We start from the raw sequence: 22,388 nt of genomic DNA on the forward strand, positions 1-22,388 counted from the left end.
ACATGACAAATTCGTATGCTGCATTTTTGCACCATACAACAACAAGTATTTTCCATTGTCATCTGCTTGTTGTGTGTCATCATTTCTGTACCTCCTTAAAAGATTGTATTAAAATTATCATTTGTATTTCATAAAGTCAAAGGATTTGTTTCAAATTTGCCGATTATTTCTTGAAAATAAAAACAAGACTTTCGTAAAATCTTCCAATTTATTTCTAACATTTTCTTTATACTAATCTTAAAAACAATTAAAGTGAGGTTGACATGGTTAAAATATTGTTAGTCGAAGACGATTATGAATTATCCGATAGTATCAAAGAAATATTGATAGAGATTGGTGAAGTCACTCAAGTATATGATGGTGAACTAGGTTTATTTGAAGCGGAAAGTGCTATTTATGATTTGTTAGTATTAGATATCATGCTGCCTGGGAAAAATGGTTTTGAGATTTTATCTACTCTTAAACAGAAAAAAAGCGCACTTCCGGTGCTAGTCGTTAGCGCTAAAGATGAATTACCCAATAAGATTGAAGGTTTTCAAAAAGGCGCCGATGATTATTTGACGAAACCTTTCTATCGTGAAGAACTTTTGATGCGGGTGAAAGCTTTATTAAAACGGTCAATCGGCTTATTTGATGATGCCACATTGCAATATGGAGAAGTTATTTGTAATCTCCATGCTAACAGCGTAAGTTTTCGTGAAGAAAAAATACCGCTACAGGGAAAAGAGTTTGATCTATTGGTCTATTTTATTCAAAATGCCGGTACTATTTTAACCAAAGAACAAATCTTTGATCGGATCTGGGGCTACAATTCTGAAACCACTTTGACGGTTGTCGAAGTATATGTCAGTCATTTACGCAAACATTTAAAAGGAACTGATTTGGAAAATAAAATCAAGACACTTCGACATGCGGGTTATTTATTGCAGGAGCAAAGCCATGAATAATACGCTACTAAAAAAACAACGGATCCGCTATTTTCTAATGAACATGCTAGCGTTTGCTATAATTTTTTTGACTCTAGGAATCGTCATGATTCGCTTAGTTACCACTAATATTTATAAAGAAACCGATCAAAGTTTAATAAATATGAGCGAAAAAGATGACTTGATTCAACAAGAAATTGATCGACTTTCAGGAAAAGACAATAACCTCACTCAAACACCTCCACCGGATCCAACTGGTGAAAATCTTTTTAATAGCCAGATTATTTTATGGTCAAAGGATGGCACCATTTTAAACAATGATGAGAACAATGGTCGTCTAGCACAACTTACTCAGTTGAAATTAGACAAAAGTAATTTAAACACAGTAAATTCTTTAGAAGTTTCTTCAGAAAGCGGTAGTGGGAGCTTTTCTTTCCATTCGATAACGAAAAAATATACGAATTCAGATAATAATCAGATTGCTTATGTAGAATTTTTAGTCAATACCAATCAAGTCACCCAAACTGTCAAAACTTTTCAAACTGGCTTGATTATTGCAATGTTTATTTCATGGATCATCTCGTTATTTATTAGTTATTATTTATCGGCTCTCATGATGCGACCGATTATGAAAGCTTGGCGAAAACAGCAGGATTTTGTCGAGAATGCCTCTCATGAATTGCGCACGCCGTTAACAATTATTCAAAATAAATTGCAAAGTGTCTTTCAGCATCCTGATCAAACTATTCTTAATGAAGCCGAATCGATTGCTTTAGCGTTAAATGAGACCCGCCGATTATCAATCCTAACCAATGATTTATTAACGCTTGCTCGCGGGGAAACAAATACGTATTCGCTAGACCTAATAGAAGTTAATAGTCAAGAATTTTTAAATCAGTTAGTCACTCCATTTAGAGAAATAGCTGAAAAAGAGCAAAAGACTTTGATTTTAACAAACACACTTTCTCAATTAGTTATGATCGACAAAGAAAAAATCCATCAATTATTCGTTATTTTGTTGGACAATGCTTTAAAGTACACCACATCCGGTGATACCATCTCAGTTACTTCAAAAAGAAGCGGCAATGATTGGTTGTTGGAAATTGCTAATACAGGACCATCGATTGATAAATCTGCTCAGCAAAAACTTTTTGACCGTTTTTACCGCGAAGATACTTCTCGCAGCAAACAAACTGGTGGCTATGGTTTGGGACTTGCAATTGCCCAGCAAATTGTCCATTTGCATCATGGAAAAATAAAAACCCTTGATCTACAGCCGCAAGGAATCATATTTCAAATAAAAATTCCTTTAACTAAATAAAAAGTACTCGTCTGAAAAACTATACAGACGAGTACTTTTTTACACTTCAATAATAAAAGCTTCATAAGGCGCTAAACTGTTTGAAAGCTCTGCACGCTGAAGATTGTTTTTAATCATTATTTTTCCAGTCAAACCGTTTACTTCACTAGGTATTTCTTGCTTTGTTTCTGAAAAATTGGCAACCACATACCAAGTTTTTCCTGCGTATTGTCGTTTATAAATAAACAAGGCTTCATCTTCTGGATATAATAATTCAAAACTGCCTTCTGTCAGAATAGCTTCATTATGTCGTAATTCGATTAATGCTTGATAATATTTAAAGACTGATTGTTCACTTTTTCGATCATTTTCAACATTGATTTCTGGATAATTGGGATTTAACTTGAACCACGGATCCGCTTGACTAAAACCAGCATTTTCTGATGCGTCCCACTGCATAGGTGTACGGGCATTGTCGCGAGAAATTTTGTGAACCGCTGCTAAAAAAACTTCTTTATTCATAGTTTTTTGCTGTTCAACATAAAACTGATAATTCCCTCGTAATTCAATGTCTTCGTACTCTTCCAACTCAAATTTTGGATTGGTCATGCCGATTTCTTCCCCTTGAAAAACAAAGGGCGTTCCTTGTAATCCATGTAAAACTGTCGCAAAAGCTGTCGCTGTTTGATAACGAAATTTTTGATCATTGCCCCAACGAGAAATTACCCGCGCCCGATCATGATTTTCAAAATACAAAGCATTCCAACCTTTGTCGCGCAATTCAATCTGCCAAGAAGCCAAAATGCTTTTCAATTGAGGTAAATCCATTTTTTTAAGTGCCCAACGTCCATTGACATCGCCTTTTTTACGATCCACATGCATATGCTCAAAAGTAAAAATCATATCCAATTCTTCCCGTTTAGGATCAACTAGTAAATGCGCGTCGGAAGATTTTGCTGCTGGCGATTCGCCCACACTCATCATCTCAAAAGGTTTCAAAACCTCTTGATTCATTTCATGAATAAATTCATGCATTCTTGGACCATTTTGTTGATTTTCAGTAGTAAAAGCTCGTGGATTATCTGGAAAAGCCAAATCTTTTGAGATAGATGTTACTACATCCATCCGCCAACCATCAACGCCTTTACTTTTCCAAAAACGCATCATGTCATAAATATATTCCCGAACCATCGGATTTTCCCAATTTAAATCCGGCTGCTCTTTGGCATAATAATGTAAATAGTATTGTTGCCGGGAATCATCCCAACTCCAAGCAGAACCGCCAAAACTCGAGCCCCAATTATTAGGTGCTGAACCATCAGCCTTAGCATCTTCCCAAATATAAAAATCACTAAAGAAATTATCTTTTGATTTACGACTTTCTTTGAACCATAGACATTCATCAGAAGTGTGATTTGCCACGAAATCCATCACAATTTTAATTTCCTGTTCGTGGGCTTCTTCGATTAAGTCATACATCTCTTGATTGGTGCCAAACATTGGATCTATTTGACGATAATCAGCTATGTCATAACCATTATCTACTTGTGGCGATAAATAAACGGGACTGATCCACAAAGCGTCGATACCCAATTCTTTTAAATAAGGTAATTTTTCTCGAATACCATTTAAATCTCCAATCCCATCGTTGTTGGTATCATTAAAACTTTTCGGATATATTTGATAAAATACGGCTTTTTTCCACCAAGCTTGACTCATATTCACTTTCCTTTCTTATCAAACAAATAGGCCACTGCCTCGTATGGTTTTAAAATCATTTCTGAGGCTACTTGACTAGCCTCTAGATAGTTGCCACTTAACAATTTAGCTTCAGAGTGAGTTGCCAAATCTGAATAATTTTCTAAAACAAATTCTTCGGTTTCGTTTGAAAACGAACAAACAACAACTAAGATTTGATCGTCAGTTTCTCGTGTATAATAATAAATTTTTTCCGAATCAGCAGCTAGCAATTGATAACGACCAGTTGTGATGATTTCATACTCTTTTCTTAACTGAATCAATTTTTGATAGTAATAAAATAAGGAATTAGGGTCTTCTAAAGCTTTTTCAACATTGATTGCTGGATAGTTTGAATTGACCGCTAACCATGGATTAACTTTTGAAAATCCGGCAAACTTTTCCTCACTCCATTGCATTGGTGTACGAGCGTTATCACGTGATTTGGCATGAATTGCTTCCATTGCAAACTCATGGGACAATTGATGCATCTCTGTTAATTCTTTGTAAGTATTAAATACATCCAAATCTTGATAGTCAGTTAATTCCGGAAACTTCACGTTGGTCATACCAATTTCTTCTCCTTGATAAATGTAAGGAGTTCCTTGCATAAAGTGTAATAATGTCGCTAACATTTTCCCAGAGGTTACGCGATACTCTTGATCGTCACCAAACCTTGAAATCACCCGCGCTTGGTCATGATTATTCCAATACAAACTATTCCAGCCTTTTTGATAGAGTTTTTCTTGCCATTCAGTTAAAACTTTTTTCAAATCTGTTAATTTAAAGCTAGCATTGGAATATTTACCATATTTACCATAATCCACATGCATATGCTCAAAATGAAAAACCATATTTAATTCTTCCCGTGTTGGATCAGAATACAAAACACCTTGATCTGCATTCGTGTTAGGCGTTTCACCAACTGTTAAAACATCGTAATGAGACAGAACTTCTTGATACATTTCATGTAAAAATTCATGGACTCGCGGTCCATTTGAGGCGCCGTCATAATAGGTTCCTAATTTTCTATTTTGAATCACACGGCCATCTGGATAATCAGGTTTTTTTGAGAGTAAGCTGATCACATCCATTCGAAAACCGTCAATCCCTTTATCTAACCAAAAACGCATCATTTTATAAATTTCTTGTCTGACTTCTGGATTTTCCCAATTTAAATCCGGTTGTTCTTTCGCAAATAAATGTAAATAATATTGCCCAATTTCTTCGTTAAATTCCCAAGTGGAGCCGCCAAAACTTGAGCCCCAATTGGTTGGTTCGTGACCCTCTACAGGATCTTTCCAAATATAATAGTCACGGTATTTGTTTTTGGGCACTTGCTGACTTTTTTTGAACCATTCATGTTGATCAGAAGTATGATTGACTACCAAATCCATAATGATTTTAATATCTCGTTGATGGGCTTCTTGTAATAACGCGTCAAAATCTGCCATCGTTCCGAAATCAGGATTAATCTGATAATAATCAGAAATATCATAGCCATTATCCACATATGGCGACTGATACAATGGATTAAGCCAAATTACATCGATACCTAATTTCTTTAAATAGTCCAGTTTTTCAATAATTCCTCGAATATCTCCTGATCCATCTTGGTTGCTATCATAAAAACTTTTTGGATAGACTTGATAAACAACACTTTGTTTCCACCATTCTGAATTCATCACATACTCCTTTTAAGCAATACCTAAAACTGACAACAATATTCCTAAAACAATAATTAGCACCATTAGAACGGTGACACTCATTTTTTTGTTTAATAATTTAAAGCAAAGCAAGGTTAATAATAGTGGCACAATACCGACAAATAATGAATCTAACATCTCCTGTACATTTAAAACAGATTCACCTTGAATTTTAAAATCCAATTTTGTATCAAACATCACCATTGATGAGGTCATAGCACCTACCATGATTAATCCAACAATACTGGCAGCTTTTGAAAGAATCGAAATTAAGCCTTCTGAATACAGTCGTTCAATATATTTTGAGCCTAAAGAATAGCCTAAAAATGCACCATAGTAACGAACAACCCAAGGTAATGAGCTAAAACCGATAGCGAAGAAAATTGGAGCAATAATATTGCCAGATTGCGCTAAACTAATCGCGATCCCAGCAATTAATACGCGCCATACACCCATGAAAATAGAATCACCAATTCCGGCTAAAGGTCCCATCAAACTGGTTTTAATCGCAGTGATTGAAGAAACATCAAAATCAGGTTTCTCACTGTTTTCTTTTTCCATTGAAGCTGCAATCCCCATTACAAAGGAAGCCATCGGAACCGTTGTATTGAAATAAACATTGTGACGTAAAAATGCTTCTGCTTGTTGATCTTCTGTTTTATAAAAGTGATTGATAAATGGCAACATTGAGTAAGCAAAACCATTAGCACCTTGTTTTGCTGGATTAACAGAAGCATATAAAGTTAGTGAACGCCAAAACATACTTTTGACTAATTTCTTTTCCTCTTGAGGTAATTTAGTTATTTTCATGCGAAGAAATCCTCCTCTTCTTGTGATAATCCATCATCTTCAACAACTGCAGCTGGTGCAGTTCGATTAGAAATTTTATTAAAGTGGAAATCAATTTGTGCAAAAATGATGGCGATAATAAAACCAATCACGGCAACAGCAATTAGTGGTAATTCAAAGTAAGCAATCAATACAAAGCCCAAGAAGAAATAGACTGCAATCTCAGTAGACCAAAGCATTTTCAATAGCATTGCCATCCCGACTGCTGGTAATAGTCCACCGGCAATATTTAACCCGTTCATAATTACTTCTGGAATAGCATTCAAAGCACTTTCTACTGCAGTCGAACCAAAATACATAGCGAAAAACGGTACTAATGCATATAAGAACCACCAGCCGAACCAAACAAAGAAATGTAATCGAACAAATTCTTTTTGCTTATTTTCTCCAGCTAATTTAGTGAATTTTTCAGTAAAGGCACCATTCCAAAAAATATAGATCAATGTTTTCACTTGTTGTCCTAAAATAGCAATCGGAATTGCTAATACGATCGCTGCTTCAACACCGCTTCCGTTTTGAATCGAAAAGGCTGTAGCTAATGCAGCTGCTAAACCAGGCTCGGCTGCCGAAGCACCGCCGACATTAATAATTCCCATAAAGATTGTTTCTAAAGATGCGCCTACAATCAATCCAGTTTGCAGATCGCCCATTAGTAGACCAACTAATGGAGAAACCACGATCGGTCGCCATAACAAACTAAATCCAATTAACTCATTCATGGACAAACAGAAAAATACAACTCCTGCTACAATTAATGCATTTAACATTTAAGTTCCCCCTTATAGTCCTTGTTTACTAATAATTTCTGATGCTAACGTTTTTTCATCACTTGGAATCACTTGAAAAGCTGTTTCTGGATAAATAGTTACTAGTTCTTTTAAGCTAGCAATTTCACTATCTGTCAACATGACAAACTTGGTAATAGTTTTTTTATCTTCACCAACTGTTTTGCCAACATTTCCAACATTGACATATTCAATATCATCGACTTGACTGGCGAATTTTACTGCATCTGCAACGGTCCTGACTAGTACCATCAGCCGCATATTCCCAGCTTTAGGATTTTTTACTAAGGCTGCGGCATCATCAACACTTTTAATAATAATTTTTATACCTGAAGGTACTGCCATTTTTAAAGCCATTTGTTGCGTAGGATTAGCAGCTGTTTCATCATTTGCTACTACTAAGCCATCTAATTTCAAATCTTTCGACCATACCATCGCAATTTGTCCATGGACTAATCTTTCATCTACTCGTAAAGCTTTAATCATTTTCATCTTCTCCTTTTATGCAAAAAACTCTTCTTCATTTTCTTCTATTTGATTGATTGGTGGGACTATTTGAAGTGCTTCGCGACTTGCTTCGATTAATTGTTGTATTTTTTCAGTTGTTAAATCTTCTTGATTCAAAATAATTTCTAAAACAATTGGCAAATTAAAGCCGGCAATAATCTGAATATTTTTCCCTTCACTACCTAATAGTACTTTTTGATTGACGCTTCCTCCGAATAAGTCGGTAAATACAACAACTAATTCTTCATTATCTAAATTTGCAAAGAAATCTTCCAATTGCTGCTCGATTGGCGGAAGATCCTCAACGTAAGCTGAAAGAAAAGTAATATCTTGATTGGGAACAAATAATTCCAACGTACTTTCTAAGCCTTTAGCAAAATTCCCATGTGTTGCGATTGCAAATTTTGTCATCTCACAACCTCCTTCTCACTTTTATAAAAGCAATTAGCGTGCCAACTTTAATTTCATTGATATGAGTACTCCTTTAAGCACAAAAAAATAGTGCTCAATATTTCGGGCACTATTTTAAGCATTCAATTTAGAAACGTGTTTTAAGCAGTTCATACATTAATGACAGCTCATATTCGTCAATAAGGATATTATATTTGGTTTCGACATTATGGAAAATATTTTTAGATACTGAGTAAAATTCTTTTTTCTCACTATCTAAATCTTCTTCCAAACTGACAATTTCTTCACCTTTACGAGAACTCACCATCATTCGCTCAATCATTAACGCGATATGCATATATAAATTCAGCTTATCTCGACCACTTAAGGTTAACTCATAATACTGTTCATATTTTTCAATGATTTCTTGGACTTCTTTAATGACAATTTCGGGATTTAAAAACTGTAAGCGCGCAGCGATTCCTTCAATCGTAAAGAAGGCTAGAAACTGATCTAGTAATTCATCGGTCGCGCTAACTGACTCACCGTTTTCTACCAGTAATTGTTTCATTAGATTTGCACCTTCTGGTTCCATCACATCATAAATATTAATAATTGAAATTTCGTCAAAAGAATCAATATCGGTTGTCGTTAAAATCATTTGGGTATTGGAAAAATAATCTAAGTCATGGGAATTCAACGTGGTTTTCAAATCTTTATAATCCATCGTAATAATTTCAGTGTCTTCCCGTAAACATTTATTCATCATACTTTTGATTTCTTCCGATAAACCGACACCGGACATACAAGAAACAATAATATTTCGATTTTGTGAAAGACCTTCAAAATATTGAACATTTGTTAATTGACTGTAATTCTCAGCTTTTTTTGCAATTTCTTTAAAAGGCCGCTGCTGCTGAACTTGTAAACCAATATCTAATGCCATTGAGGTAGTCAAATTATTGATTACCATTAAATCAGCATCCGATTGTTTCTTGATTTCTTTGTACATCTGACTCAATGAACCCATATCAAACAACAGAATCACTTCTTGATCAGGTTTATTTTGTTTTAATAAAAATTTCTCAACTTCTTTACTGATTGCCAACATCGACGCATCAATCGGCATATCAAAAGCTTCAAAGAGATACGTCTGACACAAACCATTGACTACCTTTTGAATACTGGAAGCCATGTTTCCATGAGACAATAGCAAGCAAAAAAAAGGGACTTTTTCAATTTCTTGATACTCCTCACCGATCAGAACAAATAACAATAATGCTTGCAACAACTCAGCTTGCTCCGCAGAAATCGCAAAATCATCTTTTAATAAAGTGACAAATTCTCCCATTAAATAATAAGAACAGGAATATTTTCCTTTAATCATCGTCAAGATATTTTGGGGAAGTGCCGGTACTTCAGCTGCTTCCATCAACAAATAAATTAAAATTCCCGCTTCATTTATTTCATTGGCTGAAACTTGATTAAAAATACCGTATTTCTGTTTGAAAGTTTGCATTTTAACTGTCAACATTTGGGAAAAGCTATCTACTAATAATTCACTTAAATCCGAATTATTAAAATGCCGCCGCAATTTTTTTATTTCTGTGCGGACAGAAAAACGAGTTTCGTTCATCTCGGCAATCTTATCAGAAACAAAAACAGTCGCGATTAATTGTTCTAGCGTTTCCGCAAACAACCGATTGGTCAAGCTAGTGGATTGGGTACCTTGACTGAGTGTGACACTGCCAAGACTCATATCTCCTATTTGCAGTTCGACTTTTTCTGGCTGTTCCATCAATGCTCGGGCAGCTAACAGGCGGACATTATTTTTTAGATCTCCTAAATTACCTTTATAATGCTGATTGACTAGTTGAAAAATTTCACTTAAGCCTACCTGCATTTCTTTTTTTAAACTAGTTGCTTCAGTGATGAAATTGTTAAAAGTAATTTCTAACCGCTCGTGAATCGGTCTTTGATGAAAAGCAGGCAACTGAATACTCATAGGAACCCGTCGACGAAAAGTTCGTAATAAGGTATCATCTAACGATTCAGTTGTCGCAAAAATAAATCGCAAATTAACTTCTATTGGTTGCTCTTTTTCTCCTAATGGATAATACTGCCCTAAATCTAACAAAGTAAATAGTTTTTCTTGATTTTCACTATTTAAACGATGCACTTCATCTAAAAACAAAAAACCACCATCGGCTTGTTGCACCAAACCATCAGTATCTTCATTTGCTCCAGTAAAAGCCCCTTTACGATAACCAAATAAAACTGAAGACAACAATTCTGGATTATTAGCGTAATCTGCGCAGTTTAACGTCACAAAATTGGCATGATTTCCAATGACTTTTTGTTGAATCGCATATTGGTGAATCAAGCCCGCCAAATAACTTTTACCGACACCAGATTCTCCCGTAATCAAAATTGGAAACCCATTTGGCGGATAAGTCACTGCTGCTTTAGACTCATCAATCGCTTCTTTTAAACTTCCATTCGCACCAATAAAAGCTGAAAAAGCATCTTTTTTTTCAGTTTTTGGTCGCCAATAGACGGGGCGGGTGCCATATTTTTCTACTAAACCCTCTTCTAATAACTGAGATAAATAAGTCGTCACAACATTACGACTTAAATTAATATTTTCAGCAACTGCTTGGGTCGATATATTTTCTTTTTGTTCAGCCAACTCTTTTAAATGATCCAGCACGACATAGCGTGAACGTTTCATTTTCTCACCTCTTCCAAATCTCTTCATTTAATTATAACAAATCAAAAAAGACCAATCATCTTTAAAAAGACGATTGATCTTTTTTCAGGCTCAACCATTGGCGCTTTGGCGGATACCATGGGCATTTTTTACTAAATTTTTTTTTGTAATCTTTGATTGATAAGGAAAACCAATCAATTCATCGATAATATACAACGGCCGGTCTTTGCTTTGGCTAACAATTCGTTCTAAATAAATGCCCACCATTCCAACTGCAATTGATAAACCGCCGCCGATTCCTAACAAATTCACAATAATCCAATGGTCGGTCGTCATATTTCCAATTAATAAATGTATGACCAAATATAAAAAATCAATTGCTAACAACAATCCGCCAAAATAATTGGCTAACTTTAATGGAACGACTGAAAATGATGTTATGCCATCAAAAGCCAGTGACAACATTTTTCTCAAAGGATATTTAGATTCTCCTGCAAAACGCTCATGCCGTTCATACATAACTGCCGTTTGTTTAAATCCCACCCAGCTAACCATGCCTCGCACAAATGGTTGAGTTTCATTCATTCTCTTTAATTGAGTAATCACTTTTTTATCCATTAAACGAAAATCACCAGTATCTAAAGGTATTTCCGTATCAGTCATTTTTGAAAGCAAACGATAAAATATCTGAGCACTAATTTTTTTGAAATAGCTCTCCCCTTGTCTAGAACGTCGTTTACCATAGACCACATCATAGCCTTCCCGCCATTTTTCAATCATTTGAGTAATCACTTCCGGTGGATCTTGTAAATCTGCATCCATTACTACTACTGCATCACCTGAGGCATAACGAATACCTGCAGAGATTGCTATTTGATGACCAAAATTTCTTGAAAACTGAACCAGCCGGATAGATGGATACTGTTGAATTGCTGCCCGAATCAATTCAACACTGTCATCATTTGAACCATCATCCACATAAATCACTTCAAATGTTGCTGGTTGACTATTGATATAATGTTGAATTTGTAAGATTGTTTCATTCAGCGTTTCTTCTTCATTAAAGACTGGTAAAACAATCGAAATTAAAGGTTGCTGCTCCATAAACTTCCCCTCCTTAATTAACTGAATCTGCTGATAATTGGTACAGGGTACCGCTATCCATACCACCGCCCATACCGGCACCTTGCATTAATCCAATTTGATTAGATTGAATCGTTCCTTCTGTTGAATCACTGGCGTTTTCAGGCTGTGAATTTGTCTCTTCTGTTGTAGTTTGTCCACCATATTCACTGGCGTCCACTTCGGTACCATTTTCTGCCACCCATTCTGCAATATCAGACGTGCTATTTTTATTGCCACTAGCATAGAAATACTTAATCTTTCCTGCTTTAACTAATTGCTTGAATTGTTTTAGCGTAATCGCTGGATCAGTTCCATTGTATCCACCGATCGCCATCACTGCCTTACCAGAAGCAATAATATAAGGTGAAGCTGAATTAGAATCAGTTGTTGCAAATAAATATTCAGCTGATCCTTGATTTTCTTCTAAGTAAGCCAATAATTGTTCATTGACCGATTCAGAACCTAGACCTCCAGTTGCGCCACCTTGACTGAGTAATTCCGGTCCAGTTGTTGGAATTGCTGCCGACTGATGCGCTAATGTCGGTGTCAAAGACCAAAATGCTGGTGCAATAAATAAAACTGTTAATAAGCCATAAATTATTTTTTTACTGTGGACTTTCAATTTTGAGATAAACAATAAGCCAATCAAAATAATCGTTGCTGCAACTACTAAACCAGCTGCTAATAAACTGTAAGAAGCTAGGAAATATGCCTGCAAACCAGCCGTACTTAATCCAGCAATTCCCACAATAATTTTTTTGCCACCAGATAAATCTTTTTTAAATAAACTAGCAATGCCAATACCAACACCAGCAGCAATTGGTGGTGCTAACATAATTAAATAATAAGGATGGAAAAAGGAAGCAATACTGAAAAAGCTGCCAACCGCTACTAACCAAACACCCCAAAACATAATATGGGCTTGTTTTTTAGTAAGACGATACCATTTTTTCTTATTTCTAAAATAGAAAAAGGAAGCAACCAAACTGATTAATGCTAATGGTAACAGCCAACTAACTTGTGGCCCTAATTCAGATTGGAATAAGCGTAAAGGTCCTGCACTCCCGATATTAAAAGCACCGCCTCCACCACCTGTTCCTCCAGGTCCGCCACCTTGTCTTTCTCCATCAAAACCATCTCCTTGAGAGGTTTCCATAGAAGTATTATTGCTGGGCATTTGATTGGCATTGCCACCATCAGTAGGGGGTGTCATTCCTTGCTCACTGTTATTTCCACTAGGCGGTTGCATTTGTCCATCTTGGGTATTATTTTCCCCACTGTTTCCCATGCCGGGAAAAGTACCACCCGTTCCAGTTGACTGACCTAAAAGTCTTTCTGTCCCGTTATATCCAAAGGCTAACTCTAATAAAGAATTGGTTTGTGAACTGCCAATATAAGGACGGTCACTTGCTGATACATGATCAACATAGACTGGGTAAGCTAAAGTAAAGACAGCTAAAAATATCGTAGCTACAGCGGAATGAACAATTTTTTTCTTCCAACTGACTGACGAAGCAAAGAAATAAAATAAGTAAAGCGCTGGTAAGATCATAAATGCTTGTAACATTTTTACGTTAAAAGCCACACCTATCAATGCAAAGCCAATCCATAAATATCTCTGTTTCTTTACTTCAACTGCTTTAAATACGTAACGAACAGCTAGTAACATGAAAAAAACTAAAGTAGCGTCCATATTGTTGGTTCGTGAATTCGCTACAACAATCGGCGTTAAGGTCATGGTTAAAGCCGCTATTCTTCCGGCAAGCACACCAAATCTTGGTTTTACTAAGCGATACATTAAGTAGACCGACCCAACACCAAATAAAACCGACGGTAAAACCACACTCCAGCCGTGAACACCAAAAATTTTGGCTGAAATAGCCATAAACCATAAAGCTACAGGTGGTTTATCCACTGTAATAAATCCAGCAGCATCAAAAGCCCCATAGAAAAAATTGTGCCAGCTTTGAACCATACTAGTGACTGCGGCAGTATAATATGAATTGGCTGAACCAGCATCCCAAATTCCCCAAGCATATAAAAATAAAGCTAGTATTAAAATAATTGCTAAATAAATATCTATTTTTCTTTTCATTAATCATCGACTCCTCTTAAATACCCAAAACTTGCTAAATAAAAAATTAATTGGCAGAGTAAAGGCCACTGTAAATATTGGTGCTGTTAGTTGAGACAATTGGAAACTAGTAGTCCACACATAAGTTAATCCCATGCTTAATAGCAATGTCGCTCCATACAATAAATAATACTTCCAATAGGTATTTTTTGCTGTCGAGGTACTTTTAAAAACTTTTTTCTGATTTAAAATAAAACCAATGACTGATGTTACAAGATAACCAAAGGCAATTGCCAACGTTGCCGGAATAATTAAAATCAGGCACCAATAAATTATCCAGGTTAAAACTGTATTCAAAAATCCAACTAAACTAAATTGAATAAATTGCCGTTGATTTGGTTGAAGTGGTAATTGCATCAACTCACATCCCTTCTCTGTCTTTCATTATCAATTACTAGCTTAACTCAAACTTAAAACAGCTATTTTGTCCTTTTTTTTATTTTTAAGATTATTAAATTATTTACCTCTGTGAAGATTGTTTGAGGAAAAAATCTAAACATGAAAAAAAGAGGAAGAAACTTCGATAAAAAAGTTTCTTCCTCTTTAAAATAAATAATCTATTCAGCAGCCACACATTTTGCTAAAGTTTCTTTGATTGATGCTAGAACATCATGCTCTTTGATACCTAATAGTGGCATTGTATCGTTCGGATTTAAATATAAATCTTCCATTTGTAATTTTAAGCTGACTGCCATGTGAATACCATGTTCTACTCCTTCAGCATCTGCCTGACGATCAATTTCTTCATAAGCAGGTCCTAATTCTTGATAAGAAAGGACAGGAACTTGAGTAGTTTCTGTTTGACCTAATGCTTCAACAATCATTTGATAGAAGGTTTGATATTTCATATTTAAAGCTGAGATCGCATAAGTCCCACGATGCTTGCCATTTTCTAATGCACCAACTGCTGCTTCTGCAACTTGTTCAACAGTTACCATTGCTGTCCCGCCAAGAGCTGCTGGAAAAACTGGTTGATTTTTCGCTTGGTCAACAAACATTTTCCAAAGAGGCATCCGTCCTGGCATTGTGCCGAAAATATATGGCAGACGTAATGAGCTAACAGTCATTTCACCTTCGCCTTCAGCAAAAGCAACCTGTTCTTGTAACAAACGTGTATTAGGATAAGCCTGATCCCGCAGATGAAATTCCGGCAAACGTTCAGCAAATTCAGCAAAATAAGAGTTAAAGACCACAAACTTTTTAACACCAGCAAGTTTTGCTAGTCGAGCCAATCGCTGTGTTGGTAGCACATTGGCTTCATAGAAAAATTTCATCGCTGGTTTTTCTGGTGTTACCCGTTCATCAGCACCTGCAGCATAAATGAATCCTTCGCAGTCAGACAATAATTGAATAATGTCTTGGTCATTTAGTTCGTTGATATTTCCTAAAGTATATTCAACCTCTTTAGGCAATAGATCATCCGTTGGTAGTGGTGGCAACGCGATGGTTTTCACTTGATAACCGCGTCGCAGTAATTCCTTCGTTGTGTAATAACCTAAAAAGCCGGTACCGCCTAAAATAAAAACTTTTGACATTATAAACCACTCCTTTTGTATATTTTTTCACATATCTTTATTTATAGTATAATAAAATCGATTAACAAAAACTGTTCAAAAAAAAGCTATCCACTAACTTAGGAGTGTTTTTATGGTTAATTATTTTTCACAGCATTTTGATCCCAGCCAATTATCCATTTCTTTAGAAACTTGGCGAGAAGATCAAAACAATTATTTTACCGATGAAGTTGAACTTTTATTGGTGATTGAAGGTTCCTTTACTATTTCTATTAATGATGAGCCTTTTCAAATACATGCAGGCTGTCTTTTACAATTAATGCCTTACCACGTCCGTAACATTCAATTACTCAGTTCAACAGTTACTGTCTATCGAATTTATTTTTCCTTAGGTCTATTTTTATTAACTGCTACAAATAAAGAAAATTACTTAGCTGTTTTAAAAAAATTACAGCACAACGTTCCCTATATTCAATTGTCCAGTACGCAGCAACAGCATATAAAACTCTTACTAGAAAGCCATATCGCTGACGCCCAATCTGAAGATTCCACTTTACGCTTATTAAATCTCTCTCTGGTTTCCTATATTAGTCACTTATTCACCAGTCAGCCCACTGAGAAAATGCCTGACTTTCAACTTACTTGGCAGTTGATTCAATATCTTCAATTTTTCCATCAAGAATCATTAACACCTGAAAAAGTTGCTCAAGAGTTTTCGATTTCTCCAGAGAAAGTAAAAGCCAGCATTAAGAAATTGACTAGCTTTACTTTTGGACAAATTTTAAACCAAGTTCGAATCAGAAACGCCAGTGGATTACTGCAATTTTCTGATTTATCGATTAATCAAATTGCTAAAATTTGTGGTTATCAAAATGAAGCCAATTTTTATAAACAATTCAAACTGGTTCAGCAAATGACACCTCAGGCTTATCGCAGTCAGCTCAATCACAAAAATCAATCAATTGATTCTTTAGATGCTTGGGAAATTGTCAGTTATATGTTAGAAAACTGTCAGCATCCTTTATTGTTGAAGGACTTAGTTGCTGCAACCAATTATTCAAAGGAAAAAATCAATCAAACATTACAAAAATATTTTGGCTTATCTTTTAAGGCTTTATTGACAATTTTTCGTTTACAAATGGCCCATACTTTATTGATTTCTTTAGACTTATCAGCGGAAAAAATTGGTGAACTCGTGGGTTTTGTCGATTATCATACCTTTGCTCGAAATTATCAAAGCTATTATCATGAGTCACCAGCACAAAGGAGGCATCTTAATGACTGAGCATTTTCCATATACAAGTCTTGATTATTTAAGAAAGGATTTCTCTAGTGACAGACTAGTTTTACGAAAATATTCTATGAATCAATCTAGTGACTACCTGATCCAAAAGGATTTCATTTTTTATTTTATGATTGATGGTTCAGCCAAATTTCAGTTTGGTCAACACTATGTTGAGTTGGAGAAAGGAAACTTAATCGCGGTTTTACCTAATCAAGCTCATCGCTTTATCGTAAATCAGCAAGAAAATTTACTATACTACCAAATGCGTTTTCCTTTACGGTTATTATTGGTTGCTTCAACAGAAGGACATACTTTCTTTGATGACTTAAAGCATTTGGACCAACCGTTACCGATTACTCAAATTCCCGCACAAAATCAGGTCTTGTTAATGTTTTATTGTCAAGAATTACAACATGCTAATCCTACAAATAATCAAAATCTGGTTATTGCTTTGCTAACTTACTGTGTTTATCTTTATGACAGGAACCAAAAAAATGCGCAAACTATTCAAAAAAATAAGACCTTAGCTGGTTTAGTTCTTAATTACTTACAACAAAACTATTCCAAAAAACCATCAGTAGTTCAGGTTAGTCAAGCTTTAGGAATAAGCTCTGTTGAGGTCCAGCGGATAATCAAAGAAAATACTGGTCTGAGTTTTTCCCGCTTTTCAAACAATTTACGAAGCAATAATGGATACAATGCTTAATTTTAAGTTGGCAGGTGGTTTTCATGCTGATATTCAAATTTTGTATAATCAACTATCTATTAAACATTGAGAAAAAAATTAAACCAGATATTCAATATATTTTTATAAGACAACAAATCAAAAAGCCTGTCACAAAACTAATTTGTAACAGGCTCGACTTTAAATTTGATTTTTACTTCTAACGATTAACATCATCGGACGACGGAGTTCATCTTTCATTCCCGGTAAATCTAATAAATCTTCAGCCGGTGTCGGTTCTACAATGCGTTCAATCATAAAACCATTTTGCAATAAGCCATCCAGATAAGTTGTTAGGGTTTTATGATATTTCACCACTTGACTATTTAAGAAATGGGCTTTACGTTCACCTTCATAAAAATAATTATCTACTGGAAAATGCAAAATTTCTCCATTTTCATTATAGTACCAATCTTGACTACCTGCAGCCGTAAAAATCGGATGCTCTACAGAAAAAACAAAAATACCATCTGGTTTCAAATAATGGTGGACTTTCTTCGCAATACCTGCAAAATCAGGCAAATAATGAAAAGCTAATGAGCTCATGACAATATCAAAACTATTTTCTGGAAAATCAACTGTCGCAATATCCGCTTGTTGATAAGTGACTTGCTGGAAATGATTTTTTTCTCGTGCCACAGTAATCATTTTTTCTGATAAATCCACACCGTGAACCTTTTTAGCGCCATGTTCTGCGGCATAAATACAGTGCCAACCATAGCCACAACCTAGATCCAAAACTGACTTATCTTGAAAATTCGGCAATAATTTTTCTAATGTCTGCCACTCACCTGCACCCGCTAACCCTTTTTTACTGCGATCCATCTGACTATACTGTTTAAAAAATTCTTCGTTATCGTAAATATTCTTCATTTTAAATTCCTCCATGTAATTTTTATTTACCTAAACTACACGGAGAACATCCCTTTTATGAGCGATCATTTCACCAGCTCCAATCTTTTTTATACGTTAAGCTTAACACATTCATCAGTCAAGATTCTTCATATCTGTATTTTCAGTTAAAAACTCTTTTACTGTCTCCCAGTATACAGAACCAGCCGTTACTCCTGCCTTTGCATGTTGTGCGCCTTCAACAGTCAATACTCTTTTGGCAGTGGGCGTTGCCAAATAATTTTCTTGCATCATTTCAAAAGGAACGAAACGATCTTCAGTCCCATGAATAAATAAAACTGGCAGGCGTGTTTTTGCTAATTGTTTCGTTGAACTAGCCTCTCTTAGCCACCAACCTTGATGAAAATAATTAATGATTGAAACTGTTGGAATCAGTGGAAAGGCTGGCAGATTGAATAACTGTTTTAATTGATAGGCCAATTCTTCAGCAACCGAAGAATAACCGCAGTCTTCAATTACGGCCACGACTTGCTTCGGTAACTTTTCACCAGCAGTCATCATAGCAGTAGCGCCCCCCATCGAGACGCCATACAAAATAATTTCAGCATCGGTATCTTGACTAAGAATAAAATCAATCCATTGCTTGATATCTTCTCTTTCCGGCCAACCAAAACCAATGTATTTTCCATCACTTTCCCCATGGGCCCGCGCATCTGGCAATAATAAATTAAACCCTAAAGCTTGAAAAAAGGGCGCCTTGTCAAACATTTCCTGATGTTGACTGTCAAACCCATGAATCAAAATAGCCCAATGATTTGATAAAGACTCTGTAAAATATTGGAAACCAACTAATTTTAGACCATCATGACTGGTGATATAAACTTTTTTTTCGATAGTCTCATTTAACCAATTTTCTTTAGTATTTTGTAAGTTTTTTTCTGCTTCATCATCAGCTGTAGGAATCACATTGTGTTCGGCTGACATGGCTTGGCTACGATTAGTTGTATTTACAAAAGCAATTTTAAATAGCTTATAGGCAACTAAAAAGTCCGCGATGATGAATAACAGAATAATTCCAACGATAATTTTTAACATGTTATGGTACTCCTTTTTTAAGCGCTTTCTATTTTGTTGATTATAACCTAAAAAATATCCCTCAATTGAATATACTGAGGGATACAAATGTTTTTAAAATAGATGTAACCAGCCGACTCGAATACTTGATAATGCCGATGCCATGACACCTTTGCCAGCTTTCCGTTCTTTATAAAAAGTTTTTTCGCCATCTTTAAACAAAAAACCAATAAAGCCTAGCAGTAGCAAAATAATTAGTGCTTCTTTCATGATTGATACCCCTTGTCTTGTTAAAACATTGCAAAACCATTTTGACATATTTTTTAGTCGAGAACAACCCACGGAACGAATTTTTAATTTTCACTTTATTATTATATAAATAGAAAATATTTAATTAGCATACAATTTACTCGTCAATTTAAAGATAAAAAGAGTTTTGTTAAAAATATAAGTTGGTAAAACTAATTGTTTCTCTATTTATTTTTTTAGGCGTACAATTCATTTCAAGAAAAGGAGTGTTTATTATGACAAGTTATGCAAAAAGAATTGAAGATCAATTAATGTCCCCAGATGATATGGTTTTAGCTGTTATCGACTATCAACCAACGCAAGTAAATTCAATCAACTCCATGAACAATTCTCAATTGGTTAAAAATGCCGAAGTCGTGATTGAATTAGCGAATACCTATAATATTCCTATTGTTTTATCAACAGTTAACGTAAAAACTGGTCGCAATCAAGATACTGTCCCTGTTTTGAAAAAAATGATTGGTGAAGATGTACCATCTTATGATCGAACTTCCATTAACGCTTGGGAAGACAAAGAATTTAATGAAGCAATTAAAGCAACTGGCCGCAAAAAAATAATTATTTTAGCTTTATGGACAGAAGCTTGTTTAACTTTCCCAACGTTAGATGCTTTAAGAGAAGGTTATGAAGTTTTCCCAGTTGTTGACGCTGTTGGTGGTACTTCTCCTTTAGCCCATGAAACTGCTCTACGTCGTGTCGAACAAGCTGGTGCGCAATTAACTTCAATCGCGCAATTGGCCTGTGAATTACAACGGGATTGGAATCGTTCAGAAACTGTTCCTGGTTTTGTAAAAGCTTTGGTTGATTCAGGAGCTTTCCCTCAAACTGAAAGTGCTAATTAATGAGTTGATTCTTTTTAAAGAGAAAGTCTAAATATACTTTTTAGACTTTTTTTCTAAAAAGGGACAGCCGCAAGAAGAAAAATAAATATCCACTCCTATTTTCATTTTCAATTAATGATTATCTTTCTCATTTAAGGCGTTTAATTTCAACTATTCTGCTGAATATGGTTTAATATTAATTGTAATAGTTATAAGGAGGAATTCAATATGAAGTATGAAAAAACAAAAGAAGTATTAAATCAATTAGTTGCTGACTTGAGTCAATTTTCTGTCGTGATTCACCAAACCCATTGGTATATGCGTGGACCTGAGTTTTTGACTTTGCACCCATTAATGGATGACTATATGGATGAAATTAACGACCAACTTGATGTCATTTCTGAACGTTTAATTACCTTAGATGGTGCTCCTTACTCAACCTTAAAAGAATTCGCTGAAAACACTGGTATTCCCGATGAAAAAGGTACTTTCAGTCGCACAATTCCTGAAAGAATGGAAATTTTAGTTAAAGGCTATCGTTATTTAGCTGACCTTTATCAAAAAGGTATCGAAATTTCTGGTGATGAAGGCGACGATTCAACCCAAGATATCTTCATCGCTAACAAAACCGATATTGAAAAGAAAGTTTGGATGATTCAAGCTAAACTTGGTAAAGCACCAGAATTAGATCCTGAATATGTAACCCATTAAAACAGCAAAAAACTGGAGATTTTTATCTCCAGTTTTTTTATACCCATTCATAAGGTGTGCGTTGATAGACTTCATTGACCCAATTATGATAAAACAAACAAGCTTCCGAGCGCCAAGAATTTTTTATTTCATTTCCTGTTTGATAATAATTCACTGGCGCTCTAGTAGCCAAACCTTTTGCTTTATCCCGCAAATATTCTTGTTCTAAAGTGTCGGTATCATATTCCAAATGACCTAACACAAAAACATTTTTACGGTCTTCTGAAACCAGAATCAACGGTCCTAATTCTGGGTGATTGGCCACAATTTTTAATGGTTGTTCTGCAATTTGTGTAGCATTTACACCGGTATACCGGGATTGCGGACTAAAAAAGCAGTCACTAAACCCACGAATCAAACGGTCATCTTCTTGAATTTGATTTTCAAAAATTCCGAAAACTTTTTCCTGATAATTAGTTTTCTCCACTTGGTAATGGTGATACAATCCCGCCTGCGCACCCCAGCAAATATGCAAATTACTAGTAACATGACTCTGGCTCCACGCCATGATTTCTTCTAACTCCTGCCAATAATCCACCGCTTCAAAAGGCAGTTTTTCCACTGGTGCACCAGTAATAATCAAGCCGTCATAATAATTTTCTTTCATTTCTGGAAAAGTTAGATAAAAAGTTTCCAAATAACTGGCACTAATATTTTTTGCTTGATGGGAGGCCATCTGAACAAAGTCTACTTCAATTTGCAATGGACTTTGAGAAATTAATCGGAGTAATTGTAATTCAGTTTCGATTTTTTTTGGCATCAGATTCACAATCGCAAATTTTAAAGGGCGGATGTCCTGTTTGCTTGCCCGCTCCTTGTCCATCGTAAAAATACCTTCGGCGGCCAACATTTTTTTGACGGGCAAACCAGCTAAAATTTTCACTGGCATC

At 35.4% G+C, this 22,388-nt stretch carries 21 protein-coding genes; 6 read left to right on the forward strand and 15 right to left on the reverse strand.

Going from position 1 to position 22,388, the window contains the following annotated elements:
• Positions 1–263: 263 nt before the first annotated feature.
• Together KUA55_RS13205 and KUA55_RS13210 are read left to right on the forward strand one after the other, a co-directional pair.
• Positions 264–947 (forward strand): response regulator transcription factor, encoded by a 684-nt coding sequence (locus KUA55_RS13205; protein ID WP_218326851.1) that lies wholly within the window; start codon positions 264–266, stop codon positions 945–947.
• On the forward strand, positions 940–2,247 hold the full coding sequence (locus KUA55_RS13210; RefSeq protein WP_218326852.1) for a sensor histidine kinase: 1,308 nt from the start codon (positions 940–942) through the stop codon (positions 2,245–2,247). Before KUA55_RS13205 ends, KUA55_RS13210 begins: the two co-directional genes overlap by 8 nt.
• A gap of 39 nt (positions 2,248–2,286) precedes the next feature.
• On the opposite strand, the gene KUA55_RS13215 is transcribed toward KUA55_RS13210, so the two are convergent.
• From KUA55_RS13215 to KUA55_RS13260, 11 genes are all read right to left on the reverse strand, one after another.
• Positions 2,287–3,945: a glycoside hydrolase family 13 protein gene (locus tag KUA55_RS13215; protein ID WP_218326853.1), complete on the reverse strand. Its 1,659-nt coding sequence runs from the start codon at positions 3,943–3,945 to the stop codon at positions 2,287–2,289.
• Positions 3,946–3,947: 2 nt separating this feature from the next.
• A complete protein-coding gene (locus KUA55_RS13220) occupies positions 3,948–5,648 on the reverse strand; it encodes a glycoside hydrolase family 13 protein (RefSeq protein ID WP_218326854.1) in 1,701 nt (566 codons plus the stop codon).
• Between the two features lie 12 nt (positions 5,649–5,660).
• The gene (locus tag KUA55_RS13225; protein WP_218326855.1) at positions 5,661–6,479 is read right to left on the reverse strand and encodes a PTS system mannose/fructose/sorbose family transporter subunit IID; all 819 of its coding nucleotides are present in this window, start codon (positions 6,477–6,479) and stop codon (positions 5,661–5,663) included.
• Positions 6,476–7,285, reverse strand: a complete 810-nt coding sequence (locus KUA55_RS13230; protein ID WP_218326856.1) for a PTS mannose/fructose/sorbose/N-acetylgalactosamine transporter subunit IIC — start codon at positions 7,283–7,285, stop codon at positions 6,476–6,478. The genes KUA55_RS13225 and KUA55_RS13230 overlap by 4 nt, the downstream gene beginning before the upstream one ends.
• 12 nt (positions 7,286–7,297) lie before the next feature.
• Complete coding sequence (locus tag KUA55_RS13235) at positions 7,298–7,789, reverse strand: PTS sugar transporter subunit IIB (RefSeq protein ID WP_218326857.1); 492 nt, start codon at positions 7,787–7,789, stop codon at positions 7,298–7,300.
• 15 nt (positions 7,790–7,804) lie between these two features.
• Positions 7,805–8,221 carry a PTS sugar transporter subunit IIA gene (locus KUA55_RS13240; RefSeq protein WP_218326858.1) on the reverse strand — a complete coding sequence of 139 codons (417 nt, stop codon included), beginning with the start codon at positions 8,219–8,221 and terminating at the stop codon, positions 7,805–7,807.
• Between the two features lie 127 nt (positions 8,222–8,348).
• Entirely contained in the window at positions 8,349–10,931 is a 2,583-nt protein-coding gene (locus KUA55_RS13245) for a sigma 54-interacting transcriptional regulator (RefSeq protein ID WP_218326859.1), read from the reverse strand.
• 90 nt (positions 10,932–11,021) lie between these two features.
• Positions 11,022–12,014: a glycosyltransferase family 2 protein gene (locus tag KUA55_RS13250; RefSeq protein WP_218326860.1), complete on the reverse strand. Its 993-nt coding sequence runs from the start codon at positions 12,012–12,014 to the stop codon at positions 11,022–11,024.
• 13 nt (positions 12,015–12,027) lie between these two features.
• Positions 12,028–14,130: an ArnT family glycosyltransferase gene (locus tag KUA55_RS13255; RefSeq protein ID WP_246601525.1), complete on the reverse strand. Its 2,103-nt coding sequence runs from the start codon at positions 14,128–14,130 to the stop codon at positions 12,028–12,030.
• 3 nt (positions 14,131–14,133) lie between these two features.
• The gene (locus KUA55_RS18360; protein WP_246601526.1) at positions 14,134–14,526 is read right to left on the reverse strand and encodes a GtrA family protein; all 393 of its coding nucleotides are present in this window, start codon (positions 14,524–14,526) and stop codon (positions 14,134–14,136) included.
• Between the two features lie 200 nt (positions 14,527–14,726).
• Positions 14,727–15,704, reverse strand: coding sequence for an NAD-dependent epimerase/dehydratase family protein (locus KUA55_RS13260; RefSeq protein WP_218326861.1), 978 nt, complete (start codon positions 15,702–15,704; stop codon positions 14,727–14,729).
• A gap of 112 nt (positions 15,705–15,816) precedes the next feature.
• On the opposite strand from KUA55_RS13260, the gene KUA55_RS13265 reads away from it, so the two are divergent.
• Entirely contained in the window at positions 15,817–16,968 is a 1,152-nt protein-coding gene (locus KUA55_RS13265) for an AraC family transcriptional regulator (protein WP_218326862.1), read from the forward strand.
• A complete protein-coding gene (locus KUA55_RS13270; protein ID WP_218326863.1) occupies positions 16,961–17,674 on the forward strand; it encodes an AraC family ligand binding domain-containing protein in 714 nt (237 codons plus the stop codon). The genes KUA55_RS13265 and KUA55_RS13270 overlap by 8 nt, the downstream gene beginning before the upstream one ends.
• 159 nt (positions 17,675–17,833) lie before the next feature.
• Here KUA55_RS13270 and KUA55_RS13275 read toward each other — a convergent pair whose 3' ends face one another.
• From KUA55_RS13275 to KUA55_RS13285, 3 genes are all read right to left on the reverse strand, one after another.
• Complete coding sequence (locus KUA55_RS13275; protein WP_218326864.1) at positions 17,834–18,565, reverse strand: class I SAM-dependent methyltransferase; 732 nt, start codon at positions 18,563–18,565, stop codon at positions 17,834–17,836.
• A gap of 114 nt (positions 18,566–18,679) precedes the next feature.
• Positions 18,680–19,639 carry an alpha/beta hydrolase gene (locus KUA55_RS13280; protein ID WP_246601527.1) on the reverse strand — a complete coding sequence of 320 codons (960 nt, stop codon included), beginning with the start codon at positions 19,637–19,639 and terminating at the stop codon, positions 18,680–18,682.
• Between the two features lie 93 nt (positions 19,640–19,732).
• Positions 19,733–19,888, reverse strand: a complete 156-nt coding sequence (locus KUA55_RS13285) for a hypothetical protein (RefSeq protein WP_218326865.1) — start codon at positions 19,886–19,888, stop codon at positions 19,733–19,735.
• A gap of 254 nt (positions 19,889–20,142) precedes the next feature.
• On the opposite strand from KUA55_RS13285, the gene KUA55_RS13290 reads away from it, so the two are divergent.
• Both KUA55_RS13290 and KUA55_RS13295 read left to right on the forward strand, forming a co-directional pair.
• Positions 20,143–20,769, forward strand: a complete 627-nt coding sequence (locus tag KUA55_RS13290) for an isochorismatase family protein (protein ID WP_218326866.1) — start codon at positions 20,143–20,145, stop codon at positions 20,767–20,769.
• Positions 20,770–20,976: 207 nt separating this feature from the next.
• On the forward strand, positions 20,977–21,459 hold the full coding sequence (locus tag KUA55_RS13295; RefSeq protein WP_218326867.1) for a Dps family protein: 483 nt from the start codon (positions 20,977–20,979) through the stop codon (positions 21,457–21,459).
• Positions 21,460–21,496: 37 nt separating this feature from the next.
• On the opposite strand, the gene KUA55_RS13300 is transcribed toward KUA55_RS13295, so the two are convergent.
• Positions 21,497–22,387, reverse strand: coding sequence for a homoserine O-succinyltransferase (locus KUA55_RS13300; protein WP_218326868.1), 891 nt, complete (start codon positions 22,385–22,387; stop codon positions 21,497–21,499).
• Between the last annotated feature and the right edge of the window lies 1 nt (position 22,388).

The organism is Enterococcus alishanensis (assembly GCF_019218635.1).
In the GTDB taxonomy this organism is placed as follows: Bacteria; Bacillota; Bacilli; order Lactobacillales; family Enterococcaceae; genus Enterococcus_A; species Enterococcus_A alishanensis.